A 15,794-nucleotide genomic window follows, 5' to 3' on the forward strand; every position below is an offset into this window, starting at 1 on the left:
CGGCCGGGTGCTGTCCATCGACACGAATGTTCTGCTGTACGCCCAGAATCAGGATTGTGCCGAACATGAGACGGCGGTCGCGTTTCTGAGCGAATGCGGAACCAGAGATGACGTGGCCATCTGCGAACTGGTTCTCCTCGAGCTCTATCAGCTACTCCGCAATCCGGCTGTGGTGAGTCGGCCTTTGGGCGGTCCGGACGCCGCCGAGGTCTGCGCGGTGTTCCGCCGGAACCGCCGCTGGGCGCTGATCGAGAACGCCCCGGTCATGAACGAGGTCTGGAAGATCGCGGCGAAGCCCGGGGTGGCCCGCTGGCGACTGTTCGATGCGCGGCTGGCCCTCACCCTGCGCCATCATGGCATCGACGAGTTGGCCACCCGAAACATCAAGGACTTCAAGGGTTTCGGCTTCAGCCGGGTGTGGGATCCGATCGCCGGATCCTGAGATCCCGTCCCGACTCACACGTTGCGGCGGTACTGACCCCCCACGGTGAAGAACGTGTCGGTGATCTGTTGCAGGGTGCAGACTCGGGCGGCGTCCATGAGGATTTCGAAGACGTTGTCGTCGGTGCGGGCGGCGGATTCCAGGCGGGTGAGGGCGGCGTGCGCCTCGTCGCGGTGGTGGGTGCGGAATTCGTGGGTGCGGTGGAGTTGGGATTGCTTCTCTTGTTCGGTGGCTCGGGCCAGTTCGAGTGTGTGGTGGGGTTCGCCGTGCGAATTGCGGAAGGTGTTGACGCCGATGATGGGCAGTGAGCCATCGTGTTTGCGCTGTTCGTACCGCATGGATTCGTCCTGGATGCGGCCGCGCTGGTAGCCGGTTTCCATCGCGCCGAGCACGCCGCCGCGTTCGGAGATGCGCTCGAATTCGATCAGCACCGCCTCTTCGACGAGATTGGTGAGTTCGTCGATGATGTAGCTGCCCTGGAGCGGATTCTCGTTCATCGCCAGGCCCCATTCCTTGTTGATGATCAACTGGATGGCCAGGGCGCGGCGCACCGAATCCTCGGAGGGCGTGGTGACGGCCTCGTCGTAGGCGTTGGTGTGCAGGCTGTTGCAGTTGTCGTAGATCGCGATCAGGGCCTGCAGTGTGGTGCGAATGTCGTTGAAGCTCATCTCCTGTGCGTGCAGCGAGCGGCCTGAGGTCTGGACGTGGTACTTGAGCTTCTGGGAGCGTTCGCCCGCGCCGTACCGGTCGCGCATCGCCACCGCCCAGATGCGCCGCGCGACCCGGCCGATGACCGAGTACTCCGGATCCATCCCGTTGGAGAAGAAGAACGACAGATTCGGCGCGAAGTCGTCGATATCCATACCGCGCGCGAGATACGCCTCCACATAGGTGAATCCGTTGGCCAGCGTGAACGCCAGCTGGCTGATCGGATTCGCCCCGGCCTCGGCGATGTGATAGCCGGAGATCGATACGGAGTAGAAGTTGCGAACCCCGTTGCGCACGAACCATTCCTGGATATCGGCCATCATGCGCAGGCTGAATTCGGTGGAGAAGATGCAGGTGTTCTGGCCCTGATCCTCCTTGAGGATGTCGGCCTGCACGGTGCCGCGCACGGTGGCCAGCGTCTGCGCCCGGATCCGCGCGGATTCCTCGGCGCTCGGCTCGCGCCCCTCGTCCTCGCGGAACCGTTGCAGCGCCTGGTCGATGGCGGTGTTGAGGAAGTACGCCAGAATCGTCGGCGCCGGGCCGTTGATGGTCATCGATACCGAGGTGGTGGGCGCGGTGAGGTCGAAGCCGTCGTAGAGCGCCTTCATATCGTCGAGGGTGGCGATGGAAACCCCCGAGGTGCCGACCTTTCCGTAGATATCGGGCCGCTCGGCCGGATCGTGTCCGTAGAGGGTGACCGAATCGAACGCCGTGGACAGGCGTTTTGCCTCGGCATGTTCGGAGAGCACCTTGAACCGTCGATTGGTCCGGAACGGATCACCCTCCCCGGCGAACATCCGCGCCGGATCCTCGTTCTCACGCTTGAACGGAAATACCCCCGCGGTGAACGGGAATCGGCCCGGCAGATTCTCCGCGCGCAGAAACCTCAGCAGCTCACCGTGATCGGTATAGCGCGGCAGCGCTACCCGGGGAATCGAGCTGCCCGACAACGAGGTTCGCCGCAGCGCGGTGCGTATCTCGCGATCGCGCACCCGCACCACCTGCTCCTCGCCGCGATAGGTCTCGGCGACCGACGGCCAATCCGACAGCAGCCGCGCGCTGTCGGCCGTCAGTTCCTCGCGTGCGCGCTCGAGCAGTTCGGCGACGGCCGCATCCTCGGGCAGTTCGGCCAGCACCTGCTCGAATCGCTGAACACGCTGTGCCGCAAGCACTTGCCGGGCGGTCTCGGCGTGATAGGCGCGCACCGTATCGGCCGTCTCGGCCAGATATCGCATCCGCGCGGTCGGAATGAGCTGGGCGAAGCGCGTGGACACCTTCGTATCCACCCGCGGCAGCGCCCCGGGCTGCAGCGGCAGGCCGCGCTCGGCGAGCATTCCGGACAGGTGCTGATACAGCGCGGTCACACCGTCGTCGTTGAATGTCGCCGCGCTGGTGCCGAATACGGGCATATCCTCGGGTGCGGATCCGAACGCCTCGCGGTTGCGCACCAGCTGTCGCGATACATCGCGCAGCGCGTCGGCGGCCCCGCGGCGCTCGAACTTGTTGATCGCCACCATATCCGCGTAATCCAGCATATCGATCTTCTCGAGCTGGGAGGCGGCGCCGAATTCCGGCGTCATGACATACATCGACACGTCGACGTGATCGATGATCGCCGCATCGCCCTGGCCGATGCCGGGCGTCTCCAGGATCACCAGGTCGTATCCGGCCGCCTGACAGGCCAGGATCATCGTGTCGATATTCGTCGGTAGCTCGTGCGCGCCCCGGGTGGCCAGCGAGCGGAAGAAGATGTGGTCGGCGTCGAGGGAATTCATCCGGATCCGGTCGCCCAGCAGCGCACCGCCGCCGCGCCGGCGGGTCGGGTCGACCGCGAGGACGGCCACCCGCAGCTTGTCCTGCTGATCCGAGCGCAGCCGCCGCACGAGTTCGTCGGTGAGCGAGGACTTTCCGGAGCCACCGGTGCCGGTGATCCCCAGGACGGGCACCGCCCGCGCGGCCGCCGCGGCGGTCAGCGCCGCCAGATCCGCCGCGGGCAGCCTCTCCTGCTGCAGGCAGGTGATGGTGCGCGCCAATGCCTTTCGCTCGCCGGCCAGCACCGCCTCCACCGGCGCGGGCTCGCGTGAGAGATCCACATCGCAGTCCCGGATCAGGGTATTGATCATGCCGGGCAGCCCGAGTCGCTGGCCGTCCTCGGGGGAGAAGATGGTCACCCCCGCCGCGGCCAGTCGCGCGATCTCCTCGGCCACGATGACCCCACCGCCGCCGCCGAAGATCCGCACCTGTCCCGCCCCGGCCTCGCGCAACGCCGCGGCCAGGTATTCGAAGTACTCGACATGCCCGCCCTGATACGAGCTCACCGCCACGCCCTGGACGTCCTCGGTCAGCACCGCGTCGACGACCTCGCGCACCGCCCGGTTATGGCCGAGATGGATCACCTCGGCGCCTTGGGACTGCAGGATCCGCCGCATGATGTTGATCGCCGCGTCGTGCCCGTCGAACAGGGCCGCCGAGGTCACGAAGCGGACGGGATGTACGGGCGTATGCAGGGTGGCACGGTCGGTCATAGTGGTCCTCCGGCGAGTCCTCAGGCGCCCGATACTAGGACGTCAAAGTAATTCTAGAGTGAGTCTGATCACAATTCCAGTTGATCTCCGATGCGATGCCGGCGGGGTCCGGTAGGTGGAATGGGCTGTGCCCGTGCCGGTTCGCGGCCCGCGTCCGAAACGCGCCTTCGAACATTCGCGGGGCCGGTAATTCCGCTCAGCGTGACCACAACCCGCGACTTCTGCCCGCCTCGGGGTTGCGATCGATGGGTTCGGCGAAAACCGACCCTATCTGCATGAATCGAGCACGAATCGAGGACGACCCATGAGACGAACCATTGCTCGGCTCGCCATCGCGGCCGCCGCGATCGGCGTCTCGGCGCTTGCCGCACCGATCGCGCAGGCCGATCCGGCGCCGCTGGACGGCCTGTTCGCGCTGTCGCCCGGGGTGTGCGCGGACGGTTCGGTCACCGGGAGCTTCTTCCGGATGATCCTGCCGACCGGCGATGCGGGCGGGCCGTATCTGCAGAACAGCGATTCGCGCTGCAGCGATCAGACCGTGACCCCGCTGTCGGCGGGCAGCGACGGCGGCCTGCTGAGCGGCAGCTATCAGCCGCAGCCCGCGGCGGCCTTCGACGGTGCGGGCAATGCGCAGTCCGGGCGGGTCACCACGCCGGTGCGTTTCTACGGCGTGGACTTCGCCACCGCGACCAACCCCACCGATCCGCAGACCGGGCAGGGCACCGGCCAGCCGCAGATCCTGTCCGACGGCGGGCAGCTGTCCGGCGATCTGAGCAGCCTCGGGGTCACCTGGAACAACCAGGTGTTCAATCAGGGCGCGCCCAAACCGGGCGGCGGGCTACCCGGCAAGACCAGTCCGGTGCGCGGAAGTATCGACGGCGCGGGCAATTTCGTACTCGAGTGGACCAGTCAGATCGTGGGCGGCCCGTTCAACAACTTCACCGGACTGTGGCATCTGGCCGGGCAGTATCGCGGCGGCGGGCGGGCGCCCGCGGCGGCTCCGGTCGCACCGAACGGCGGAGCGCCCGCGCATCCGGCCGCGCCGATCGCGAATCCCGCCGCGCCCGAGGTGAATCCGGCACCGGCCGGTCCCGCCCCGGTACAGCCGGGCACGGCCGGCGCCCCGGTCGCCCAGGCGCAGCAGATCTCGCACGGCGCACCGGTGCTGGCGACGCGGACAATCGATGTGCCGCGCCAACGGCATACCCCCGTCTGGCTCGTGCCCGCGCTGGTGCTGCTCGCGCTGGCGGCCGCCGCGGTGTTCTTCAAGGCCGACGCCATAGCCGGTCGGAAGCGAACCTGATGGTGACCGATCGTCTGCCGGGCCTCCCGGCGTATTCGGAGTTCGTCTCCACCGTCGAGACCGCCCCTCCGGCGCGGCCGCGCTGGCCGTTCGCCGTGCTCGTCGCGGTGGGTGTCGCGCTGATACTCGCGCCGATCGTCACCGGCATGTTCCCGCGAGCGATCAAGGGCGAGGCCATGATCGAGGCCTTCGCACCGTATGTGACCTCGTCGAGCATCGAGGGTTATCGCGGTGATCTGCGCGTCCTCGACGGGGCGCGCACGAATGTGCTGACCCTGCGGGCGCAGGGACTCGAACAGGGCCGATACGACCGCGTGGACACCTTCGTGCGCGACTATCCCGGTATTCGGTCCGATATCTCCACGATGCTCGACGCGATCGACTCCCAGCGCGGCAACTATCAGCGGCTGGCCGATCTGCCGCCGATCGGGGCGCTGCCCTGGTTTCTCGCGCTGGCCGGTGTGATCCTCACCGGCGCGGGGGTTTTCGGATTCCGGCGGGCGAGTGCCGGTGGGCGCGGCGTGGTGTGGCGATCGATCGCGGGGCTGGCCGCAGTCGGACTGATCGCGATATCGCTTGTGGGCGGGCTGTTTTCGGCCGCCCCGGCCGGGCGCCCGCTCATCGATGGGTTCCGGCCGATCCTCACTCGGGACGAGGTGCGCACGATGCAGGGCTACTTCGTCACCCTCGTCGCCGCCGACGGCGAGCTGAACAGCCGCTACACCGCCGCGATCCGGGCGGCGCATCCCGACGCCGACCTGTCCGGCGTCGCGGCTCTGGAGTCGCGGTGGCAGCCGATGACCTCCCGCTTCGCCGCGCTGATCGGAACCATGAACGACAACATCGACAACTTCGACGCGGTCGTCGCACTGGACGATTCGACGAAACCGCTGGGGTTCACCGCATTTCGCGGACTCGGCTGGTTCTACCTGGTCCCCGGGGTGATCGTCGTGGCAGCCGCGGCGGCCGGGCTGCGCGAGCCGAGAAAGGACCGGCAATGACGAGGACGCTTCGAACTCGGATCGCGGTCACCCTCGCGGGCGCGGTGCTGGCGCTGGCCGGATGTTCGTCCTCGGACACCGGCTCCCCGGCCCCGGCCGTCGCGCAGCCGTTGGTCGGATTGTTCCGGTTCACACCGGGTTCCGCGCGCGGCAACGACGTATCGGGCACCTGGTTCCGCATGGTCCAGCCGGGCGGCACACCCGATAAGGGGCCGTATATGCCCAACGGCGATTCCCCCGCGCAGGGCGGCGCGACCACCCTGCTCGACCCCGGCACGGCCGGTGGGCTGCGGACCGGCGGTTTCCAGAGCGAGCCGAATCCCGGCTTCGCCCAGGGCAATTCGCTGGCCGCCTCGATCACCAAGCCGACCAAGTTCTTCGCCGTGGAATTCGGGATCTCCACCAATCCGGTCGATCCGCAGACCGGGCGCAAGGTGCCCGCGCCGACGGTGGTGAATATCGGTGGCAAGCTCACCGCCGATCTGTCCGCCTGGGCCGCGTCGTGGAACGACCAGGAGTTCAATCAGGGCGCACCCAAGCCGCCGGAGAAGGACGGCCCGCAGGTCGCCGGCGCCGAACAGGTGCAGCGGGTCTGGGACTGGGTGGCGCAGAAGTGGTTCGATCAACCGAAATCCGATGCGGCCCAGGGCCCCTCGGCCACCGGCAGCTATGACTCCGTCACCCGGAAGTTCACGCTGCAGTGGACCAGCCTGATCGTCGGCGGTCCGTTCAACGGTTTCACCGGCGTCTGGCATCTCGAGGGTGTCTTCGAGCCCGCGGACGCCACCCCCAATTCACCTGTGACAGCACCGAAGTAGACCATTCTAAGGAGTAACGCGCGATGTCGACTCGCAGCACCAGGCCGGGCCTGGCCAGCGCCATCAGGGTGGTCGCCGCAGTGACCGTCGTCGGAAGCGCCGTCGCGGTGACGGCCCTGACCGTGCGACAGAACGATCAGGTGACCTCGGTCGTGGTGACCGAGGAGGTGCCGACCGCGGCGGCAGCGCCGACCCCGGCCGCGCCCGCCCCCGCGGCTCCGGCCGCACCGCCCGCGGCCCCCGCGCCGGCCGGGGCCCGTCCCGCCGCCGCGGTCCCGCTCGGCACGGGCGGCCCGGCGGTCTCGGTGGCGATCAACCCCGGCGCGCTCGGCGCCTCGGTCCCCCTGAACCAGTCCGCCCCGGCCGGTTCGACCCCGCTGGGCACCCAATCTCCGAGCGCCCAGGACTCCGTCCCGCTGGCCAACAGCCCGTTCACCGCGCCCACGGCGAACACCCAGCCCGCCTGCCCGATCGGCTGGCCCGCACCCAAGCAGCAGGGCGGCCTCGCCTCGCTCATCGGCCTGGCCCCGCTGGCCGGACCCTTCTCCTCGGAGGCCTTCGCCCTCGGCTCGGTCTATCAGCCGATCCTGCGGCTGGCCGGGCCGGTCCTGGCCGAGGTCGCCCCGGTCATCACGAAGTACCAGCCCGCCATCGACCCGATCATCACCCAGGTCCAGGGCGTGGAAACCATTGTTCTGCAGGCGATTCTGCCCTACTACGGTCCGTATCGCGGTCAGCTGATCGCCGCCGAGGGCGAGCTGGCCAGACAGCTCGCCCCGATCCTGGACCGTGCCTACAACAGTGAGGCCGCCTCCTGCCTGGTGGCGTGGCAGGGTCAGCTCATCGATCAGGCGAAGGGCGGTCCGGTCCGGGTCGCCTCCCTCGCTCATCCGGGCACGGTCGTCGAATTGCGCCCCGAGTCCTGATCCCGGTCGACGGGTAGTGGCGTAACGCCCATCGCGAGCAATGCCTGGATTACTTGGACATCCAACTATAGGATGACCGTAATTCGGGCGTTTCGATACGCCGCACCGTCGACACGAGGACAGCACTGGCATGGTTCGTGAACTGACACATTTCATCGGCGGACAGCACGTCTCCGGAACATCGGGCGCTTACGGCGATGTCTTCGACCCGAGCAGCGGCCGGGTGCAGGCGCGCGTCCCGCTGGCGAGCGCCGCCGAGGTCGAGGCCGTGATCGCGAATGCGGCACAGGCTCAGGTGGGTTGGGCCGCCTGGAATCCGCAGCGCCGGGCGCGGGTACTCATGAAGTTCCTGACCCTGGTGCAGGACGAGATGGATTCCCTTGCGGCGCTGCTGTCCTCGGAGCACGGCAAGACCGTCGCCGATGCCAAGGGCGATATCCAGCGCGGGCTCGAGGTGATCGAATTCGCCACCGGCATCCCGCATCTGCTCAAGGGTGAGTACACCGAGAGTGCGGGCACCGGCATCGACGTCTACTCCATGCGGCAGCCGCTGGGTGTGGTCGCGGGCATCACCCCGTTCAACTTCCCGGCCATGATCCCGCTGTGGAAGGCGGGTCCGGCGCTGGCGTGCGGAAACGCGTTCGTGCTCAAGCCCTCCGAGCGCGACCCCTCGGTGCCACTGCGGCTGGCCGAGCTGTTCCTCGAGGCCGGACTGCCCGCCGGCGTGTTCAACGTGGTGAACGGCGATAAGGTGGCCGTGGACACGCTGCTGCGCGACGAGCGCGTCAAGGCGATCGGATTCGTGGGTTCCACCCCCATCGCCCAGTACATCTACGAGACCGCGACCGCGCACGGCAAGCGCGCGCAATGCTTCGGCGGCGCCAAGAACCACGCCATCGTGATGCCGGATGCCGATCTCGACGATGTGGCCGATCAGCTGATCGGCGCGGGGTACGGCTCGGCCGGGGAGCGCTGCATGGCGATCTCGGTCGCGGTCCCGGTCGGCGAGGAGACCGCGGATCGCCTGCGCGCCAAGCTCATCGAGCGGGTGCGCAAGCTCAACGTCGGCCGCTCCGACGATCCGGGCGCCGACTTCGGCCCGCTGGTCGGCCTGGACGGCGTGGACCGGGTGAACAACTACATCCAGACCGGCGCGGACGAGGGCGCGGAGCTGGTGATCGACGGTCGCGGCCTGAAGGTCGAGGGCGCCGAGGATGGATTCTTCGTCGGCGCGACGCTGTTCGACCGGGTCACCCCCGAGATGCGGATCTACCGGGAGGAGATCTTCGGCCCGGTGTTGTGCATCGTGCGCGCCAAGGATTACGAAGAGGCGCTGAAGCTGCCCAACGAACACGAATTCGGCAATGGCGTAGCGATTTTCACCCGCGACGGCGATACCGCCCGTGACTTCGCGGCCCGGGTGCAGGTCGGCATGGTCGGCATCAACGTGCCGATTCCGGTGCCGATCGCCTATCACACCTTCGGCGGCTGGAAGCGTTCCGGCTTCGGCGATCTCAATCAGCACGGCCCGGATTCGATCCGCTTCTACACCAAGACCAAGACGGTGACGCAGCGTTGGCCCAAGGGGCTCGAGGAATCCAATGCCTTCGTCATCCCGACGATGGACTGACCGATGTTCGTACTCGACGACGACGAGAAGGCGATCACCGAGACCGCCCGCGCCTTCGCCGACGATCTGCTCGCCCCGAACGCGCTGGAATGGGATGAGCAGAAACACTTTCCGGTCGATGTGATCCGCAAGGCCGGTTCGCTCGGCATGGGCGGCATCTACATCGGCGAGGATGTCGGCGGATCGGGGCTGCGGCGATTGGATGCCGTGCGCATCTTCGAACAGCTCGCGACCGGCTGTCCGGCCATCGCCGCCTATATCTCCATCCACAACATGGTGGCGTGGATGATCGACAGCTACGGCGATGCCGCCCAGCGGAATCGGTGGCTGCCGGGCCTGACGTCGATGGATCAGCTGGGCAGCTACGCGCTGACCGAGCCGGGCGTCGGATCGGATGCGGCGGCCCTGAGCACGAAGGCCGTTCGCGACGGGGACGACTATCTGCTCACCGGCGTCAAGCAATTCATCTCCGGCGCGGGCAGCACCGATGTGTACGTGGTGATGGCCCGCACCGGCGATACCGGTGCGCGCGGCATCTCCGCGTTCATCGTCGCGGCCGACACCCCGGGAATCTCCCTCGGCGCCAACGAGAAGAAGATGGGCTGGCACGCCCAGCCCACCCGGCAGGTGATTCTCGACGAGGTCCGGGTGCCTGCGGCGAACCGGCTCGGCGTGGAGGGCAACGGCTTTCGCACCGCCATGAACGGCCTGAACGGCGGGCGGCTCAATATCGCCGCGTGCTCGCTGGGCGGCGGACAGGCCGCCCTGGACAAGACCGTCGCATATCTGGCCCAGCGCAAGGCATTCGGCGCACGGCTGCTGGACAATCCGGCGCTGCAATTCGAACTGGCCGATATGCGCACCTCGCTGGAGGCCGCCCGGACGCTGCTGTGGCGCGCCGCCGCGGCGCTGGACGCCGACGCCGACGACAAGGTCGAACTGTGTGCCATGGCCAAGCGTTTCGGCACCGACGCCGGCTTCGAGGTCGCCAACAAGGCCCTGCAATTGCACGGCGGCTACGGCTATCTGGCCGAATACGGGGTGGAGAAGATCGTCCGGGATCTGCGCGTGCACCAGATCCTCGAGGGCACCAACGAGATCATGCGGGTGGTCGTCGCCCGTTCGGTGATAGGAGCGGCATGAGCGACGAAGTCCTCATCGATAAGCGCGATGGGCTGGGGCTGATCACGCTCAACCGGCCCAAGGCCATCAACGCGCTGAATCATCCGATGACACTGGTCATTACGGCCGCGCTGCGGCAGTGGGAGTCCGATGACGAGGTGCGTGCGATCGTGCTCACCGGCGCGGGCGAGCGCGGCCTGTGCGCGGGCGGCGATATCGTAGCCATCTATCACGATGCGAAAGACAGTGCGGGCGGCGCGGATTCGCCGTCGGGCCGGTTCTGGCGCGACGAGTACCTGCTCAATGCCTACATCTCCCGCTATCCCAAGCCGTATCTCGTGGTGATGGACGGCATCGTGATGGGCGGCGGGGTCGGCCTCTCCGGACACGGCAGCCACCGCATCGTCACCGAGCGCTCCAAGATCGGCATGCCCGAGACCGGCATCGGCTTCATACCCGACGTGGGCGGCACCTATCTGCTCGCGCGCACACCGGGCGAACTCGGCACACACGTCGCGCTCACCACCGCGCGCATGGGCGCCGGGGATGCGATCGCCGCCGGATTCGCCGACTACTACGTTCCCTCCGAACACATTCCGGCTCTGCTGGAGGCGTTGCACAACGCCGATCCGGAGGTCGCCATCGCCAAGTTCGCCCAGCCCGCGCCCGCCTCCGAGCTTGCCGCACACAGGGATTGGATCGACGCCTGCTACAGCGCCGACAGCGTGGAGGAGATCGTGGCCCGGCTGCAGGCGCACGAATTGGCGGAGACGCACAAGGCGGCCGCGGAGATTCTGACGAAATCGCCTGTCGCGCTGAAGGTCACGCTGCGGGAGCTGCGCAACGCCCGCGCGCTGGACAGCCTGGAGGCGGCGCTGAACGAGGAATATCGGGTGTCGGTGGCCGCGCTGTCCAGCCACGATCTGGTGGAGGGCATTCGCGCGCAGGTGGTCGACAAGGACCGCGATCCGCGCTGGCGGCCCGCTACCCTCCCCGAGGTGTCGGCCGCGCAGGTCGACGCCTACTTCGCCGAACTCGGCGAGGACGAACTGAATCTCGTTGCCCCGGAAAGGCGGTCCGCATGAGTACCAAGGTCGGCTTCCTCGGACTCGGTCATATGGGCGGCCCCATGGCCGCCAATCTGGTGCAGGCGGGCTACGAGGTGCTCGCATTCGATCCGGTGCCCGCCGCGCAGGAACAGGCGCGCGGCGACGGCGCGACGGTTCTCGATACGGCTGCGGCGGCCGCCGCGGAGGCGGACGTCGTGATCACCATGCTGCCCAATGGCCGGATCGTGCTCGACGTCTATCGCGAGGTCCTCGACGTCGCCAAGCCCGGAACCCTGTTCATCGACTGCTCCACCATCGACGTCGCCGATGCCAAGCAGGCCGCGAAACTCGCTGTGGCCGCGGGACATCAGGCCTTGGACGCGCCGGTCTCCGGTGGTGTCGCGGGCGCCGCGGCGGGCACGCTGACCTTCATGGTCGGCGGTGCGGCACCGGATTTCGCCGCCGCGCTGCCGCTGCTCGAGGTGATGGGCGGCAAGGTCGTGCACTGCGGTGACGCCGGTGTCGGCCAGGCCGCGAAGATCTGCAACAACATGATGCTGGGCATCTCGATGATCGGCCTGTCCGAGGCGATCGTGCTGGGCGAGAAGCTGGGCCTGACCCACGAGAAGTTCTTCGACGTGGTCTCCACCGCCTCGGGCCAATGCTGGTCGCTGACCAGCTACTGTCCGGTGCCGGGCCCGGTCCCGGCCAGCCCCGCCAACAACGATTATCGGCCCGGCTTCGCCACCGCCCTGATGAACAAGGATCTCGGCCTGGCCGCCAACGCCTTGCGCGACAACGAGGTCGACGGACAGATCGGCCTGCTCGCGGCCGCGATCTACGACCGCTTCAACCAGACCGATGCCGGGCGGGACTTCTCCGCTATCGTCACCGATATCCGCCACCGATCGGGAGAGGGACAGTGACCGATTTCGAGACCATTCTGCTGGAGCGCAAGGGGCGGGTGGCCCTGATCACGCTGAACCGGCCGAAGGCGCTCAATGCGCTCAACTCGCAGGTGCTCGCCGATATCACCGCGGCGCTCGACGAGCTCGAGGCCGACGAGGGCGTCGGCGCGGTCGTGCTGACCGGATCGGAGAAGGCCTTCGCGGCCGGCGCCGATATCAAGGAGATGCAGTCCAAGTCCTATATGGACATGTTCCTGGCCGATCACTTCTCGGGCTGGGACCGGCTGGCCGCCTTCCGCAAGCCGATCATCGCGGCCGTCGCGGGATATGCGCTGGGCGGCGGGTGTGAGCTGGCGATGATGTGCGATCTGCTGATCGCGGCCGATACGGCGAAGTTCGGCCAGCCCGAGATCAAGCTCGGCGTCATTCCCGGCATGGGCGGCTCCCAGCGGCTCACCCGCGCGGTCGGCAAGGCCAAGGCCATGGATCTGATTCTCACCGGCCGCAATATGGGCGCCGAGGAGGCCGAGCGCGCGGGCCTGGTGTCGCGCATCGTGCCCGCCGCGGAGCTGGTGGCGACCGCCCTCGAGGCCGCCGAAACCATCGCGAACATGTCCCTGCCGTCGGTCATGATCGCCAAGGAGGCCGTCGACCGCGCCTACGAGACCACCCTGTCCGAGGGGCTGCGTTTCGAGCGGCGGGTCTTCCACTCCCTGTTCGCGACCGAGGATCAGAAGGAAGGCATGACCGCCTTCGTCGAGAAGCGCCCGGCGACGTTCATCCATCGCTGATTCGCGTATGCCCCGGTAGCCTCGGTGGCGTGCCGAAACGTCTCGCGATCGTGGTCGCGGCCCTGGCCGCCGCCGCGGTCGCGGGCTGCGGCACTTCCGATCCGAAGCCGCCCGTGCCCGTGGCGTCGACCGCACCGCAGGCTCCGGGTGAGGCGTTGCCGATCGGGGAGTGCGGGGCCGTGCTCGATGCCGATATCGCGGCCGCCACCGGTCTGGGCGATCTTCGGCAGATCACGCGGAATCCGCTGCGTTGCCGCTGGGAGGCGGGCGACGGGAGTGCGGTCACGTTCGAATGGTTTCGCGGCAGCCCGATCGATACGCGGACACCGATCGGCGCGGGGGATCGGGTCAGCGCGGTGCGGCTGGCCGATCATCCCGGCAAGATGTGGCCCGCGGACCGGTCCTGTGAGGTCGCGGTGAGCTCCGGGGCGGGCGATTTCATCGACTGGAAGATCGATACCGCGCAAGCCGTTGGGGCACAGGCCTGTTCGGCGGTGCGGCAGTTGGCGACCGTGACGTTGCAGAAGGCCGGGTGAGGTCGATGCGGATGCTCGTCCGGCACACCGCCTTCGGCGGCTGACTCACTTATGCGGCAGTTGTTCCCCGGGCGTGCCCGCGACCTCCACCGGTGACGCCGGGGTGCCGCCATGGGTGGTCGGCTGCGGAGTGTCCCTGCTCGCCACCAGCAGTCCTGCCACCGTCGCGCCCAGCGTCACGGTCACCGCGAGGGCGGCCACCAGCTTGCGCCTGGACACCGCCGGCGCACCGGCCGACCGCAGGGCGGGCATCGTCGAGAATCGCACGCCGCGCACCCGCCGGGCCGAGGGCAGCTGCGTCGCCATGAGCACCGCGCCGCGCGCCGAGACGAATTCCGGTTCCGGATCGTAGATCTGGGGCAGATCGAGCAGCTGGGCCAGCGATTCGCGGATGCCCGGATTGCGGGCGCAGCCGCCCAGCGGCGCCAGCGCCTGCGGTGTCACCTTGGCCTCCTCCATCATCTGGCGCACATACGACACCGAATGATGGACCCCGGCGGCGACCAGATCGTTGAAATCGCTGCGCGTCAACACCATTCGCAGACCGGTCAGCGGATCCCCGGCCGTCAGCACCGGCGCGGCGGTGAGGGCCTCCTTGTAGGCGCGACTGGTCGGCTTGTCGATATTCACCCCGCCGTGCGCGAGCCGCCAGCGCAGCAGCGCGTCGTGACCGTCGCCGCCCAGTACGGTGCTGTGGCGGGTGGCGAGGATCGCGTCGGTGCGGCAGTCGGCCTCGGTGATGGTCAAACCGGAGGCGCCCAGGTCGTAGAGAATCACCGCACCCTCGTTCGGCAGCTGGCCGCTGAAGCGCAGATAGCGCAGCTGGGCGACCGGTTCGTCGACGATCGTCAGGCGGCTGCGGCCCGCGGCGGCCCGGATCGCGTCGGCGTGGTGCGGGCAGCGGCAGGTGACGGCGATGCCGGTGATGAATTCATCGCGCTGGGTCGCGGCCTCGTGCATGAGGTTGATCGCCTGGAACACAGGCTCCTCCACGCCGCCACCCGCCCGCCGGGGCACCGTGCAACGGTCGATGGGCGGCAGATGCGGCTGGTCGGAATGCGTGAGCATCGCGCGTGCGCCACCAGCGCCCGCCGACACCCCCAGGACCAGCACCATGGCCTCCATGGTGAACCTTTTGTGCCCCGATGGGAAGACGACGGAACGGTAATGTCGCTGGCCGGATGCTGAATGGTTATCGTGTCAGACCCAGCGCGTCGGCGTGTCGCCCGTGTCGAAGTCGCCGGCCGCCCGGCGGAACTCGGCCAGCAGCCGCAGCAACAGCTGCAGCCGGTCCGGCGGCAGGCCCGGTCGGGCGAAGACCTTGTCGTTGAGGGCGGCCGTGGTCCGCGCCACCAATTCCCGCCCGGCATCGGTGATCTCGATCAAGGTTGCTCGTCGATCGCTAGGATGTGGAACGCGCTTGACCAGCCGCGCCGATTCGAGGCGGTCGACGGTATTGGTCACGCTGGTCGGATGTACCTGCAGGCGAGCGCTGGCCATCGCCATCGGCAGTGCCCCGGTCTTGCTGAAGTTCAACAGCGCCAGCAGTTCGTATCGGGAAAAGGTCAATCCGGATGGCCGCAGCGCCTCGTCCACCCGCGCCATCACGATCTGCTGCGCCCGCACCAGCGAGGTCACCGCCGCCATCCCATCGGCGACATCACCCCATCCGTGCGCGGTCCACTGCCGGTGGGCCTCCTCGATGGGATCCAGGGGAAGGGGACGTGGCATAGGCTGAGTTTAATGGCGCCGCCTCCGGCGTCGCGGGTTTGCGATCATGGTGAGAGCAACTCTCGGTCTCGAGTTCCACATCCGGCAGCATTGGTATCGCAAGCGGGCGTGCCCGAGAGGCTAGGGAGCGGTCTGCAAAACCGTCTACGCGGGTTCGAATCCCGCCGCTCGCTCTGTGTTTATTGGCGCCGACTTCGTCGGCGCGGGTTTGCGGCGCTCTGAGGCTCGTCGTTCGGGTACCGCTGCTTGCTCCTTCGTCGCCTGGTCAGCCGGCCCCCCACAGACCCCCGCGCCGCCCACCAGT

General features: G+C 68.0%; 14 protein-coding genes and 1 tRNA gene. 12 read left to right on the plus strand and 3 right to left on the minus strand.

Translation table 11 applies throughout. The annotated features are described in order from the left end of the window. Positions 1-7 precede the first annotated feature (7 nt). A complete protein-coding gene (locus tag ACIA76_RS09955; RefSeq protein WP_397150565.1) occupies positions 8-442 on the plus strand; it encodes a TA system VapC family ribonuclease toxin in 435 nt (144 codons plus the stop codon). Between the two features lie 14 nt (positions 443-456). Here ACIA76_RS09955 and icmF read toward each other — a convergent pair whose 3' ends face one another. Next, positions 457-3,675 (minus strand): fused isobutyryl-CoA mutase/GTPase IcmF, encoded by a 3,219-nt coding sequence (icmF, locus tag ACIA76_RS09960; RefSeq protein ID WP_397150567.1) that lies wholly within the window; start codon positions 3,673-3,675, stop codon positions 457-459. A 304-nt stretch (positions 3,676-3,979) separates the two neighbouring features. On the opposite strand from icmF, the gene ACIA76_RS09965 reads away from it, so the two are divergent. The 10 genes from ACIA76_RS09965 to ACIA76_RS10010 all read left to right on the plus strand — a co-directional run bounded on the left by ACIA76_RS09965 (position 3,980) and on the right by ACIA76_RS10010 (position 13,759). Then, positions 3,980-4,978: a hypothetical protein gene (locus ACIA76_RS09965; protein WP_397150569.1), complete on the plus strand. Its 999-nt coding sequence runs from the start codon at positions 3,980-3,982 to the stop codon at positions 4,976-4,978. Next, entirely contained in the window at positions 4,978-5,979 is a 1,002-nt protein-coding gene (locus ACIA76_RS09970; RefSeq protein WP_397150571.1) for a hypothetical protein, read from the plus strand. Before ACIA76_RS09965 ends, ACIA76_RS09970 begins: the two co-directional genes overlap by 1 nt. Further along, a complete protein-coding gene (locus tag ACIA76_RS09975) occupies positions 5,976-6,797 on the plus strand; it encodes a hypothetical protein (RefSeq protein ID WP_397150573.1) in 822 nt (273 codons plus the stop codon). The genes ACIA76_RS09970 and ACIA76_RS09975 overlap by 4 nt, the downstream gene beginning before the upstream one ends. Positions 6,798-6,820: 23 nt before the next feature. Then, a complete protein-coding gene (locus ACIA76_RS09980; RefSeq protein WP_397150575.1) occupies positions 6,821-7,723 on the plus strand; it encodes a hypothetical protein in 903 nt (300 codons plus the stop codon). A 130-nt stretch (positions 7,724-7,853) separates the two neighbouring features. Continuing rightward, entirely contained in the window at positions 7,854-9,353 is a 1,500-nt protein-coding gene (locus ACIA76_RS09985; RefSeq protein WP_397150577.1) for a CoA-acylating methylmalonate-semialdehyde dehydrogenase, read from the plus strand. A gap of 3 nt (positions 9,354-9,356) precedes the next feature. Next, positions 9,357-10,496 (plus strand): acyl-CoA dehydrogenase family protein, encoded by a 1,140-nt coding sequence (locus tag ACIA76_RS09990; protein WP_397150579.1) that lies wholly within the window; start codon positions 9,357-9,359, stop codon positions 10,494-10,496. Then, a complete protein-coding gene (locus ACIA76_RS09995; RefSeq protein WP_397150581.1) occupies positions 10,493-11,560 on the plus strand; it encodes an enoyl-CoA hydratase/isomerase family protein in 1,068 nt (355 codons plus the stop codon). The genes ACIA76_RS09990 and ACIA76_RS09995 overlap by 4 nt, the downstream gene beginning before the upstream one ends. Continuing rightward, positions 11,449-12,450: a 3-hydroxyisobutyrate dehydrogenase gene (gene mmsB / locus ACIA76_RS10000; RefSeq protein ID WP_397150727.1), complete on the plus strand. Its 1,002-nt coding sequence runs from the start codon at positions 11,449-11,451 to the stop codon at positions 12,448-12,450. The genes ACIA76_RS09995 and mmsB overlap by 112 nt, the downstream gene beginning before the upstream one ends. Next, positions 12,447-13,223 (plus strand): enoyl-CoA hydratase, encoded by a 777-nt coding sequence (locus tag ACIA76_RS10005; RefSeq protein ID WP_397150583.1) that lies wholly within the window; start codon positions 12,447-12,449, stop codon positions 13,221-13,223. Before mmsB ends, ACIA76_RS10005 begins: the two co-directional genes overlap by 4 nt. Before the next feature lie 29 nt (positions 13,224-13,252). Beyond that, entirely contained in the window at positions 13,253-13,759 is a 507-nt protein-coding gene (locus ACIA76_RS10010; protein WP_397150585.1) for a DUF3558 family protein, read from the plus strand. A 45-nt stretch (positions 13,760-13,804) separates the two neighbouring features. Here ACIA76_RS10010 and ACIA76_RS10015 read toward each other — a convergent pair whose 3' ends face one another. Both ACIA76_RS10015 and ACIA76_RS10020 read right to left on the minus strand, forming a co-directional pair. Next, a complete protein-coding gene (locus ACIA76_RS10015; RefSeq protein WP_397150587.1) occupies positions 13,805-14,875 on the minus strand; it encodes a hypothetical protein in 1,071 nt (356 codons plus the stop codon). A gap of 84 nt (positions 14,876-14,959) precedes the next feature. Then, positions 14,960-15,490, minus strand: coding sequence for a MarR family winged helix-turn-helix transcriptional regulator (locus ACIA76_RS10020; RefSeq protein ID WP_397150589.1), 531 nt, complete (start codon positions 15,488-15,490; stop codon positions 14,960-14,962). A 102-nt stretch (positions 15,491-15,592) separates the two neighbouring features. Here ACIA76_RS10020 and ACIA76_RS10025 point away from each other — a divergent pair. Then, positions 15,593-15,663, plus strand: a tRNA-Cys gene (locus ACIA76_RS10025). Positions 15,664-15,794 lie beyond the last annotated feature (131 nt).

The sequence above is a fragment of the Nocardia sp. NPDC051570 genome (assembly GCF_044454005.1).
GTDB lineage: Bacteria > Actinomycetota > Actinomycetes > Mycobacteriales > Mycobacteriaceae > Nocardia.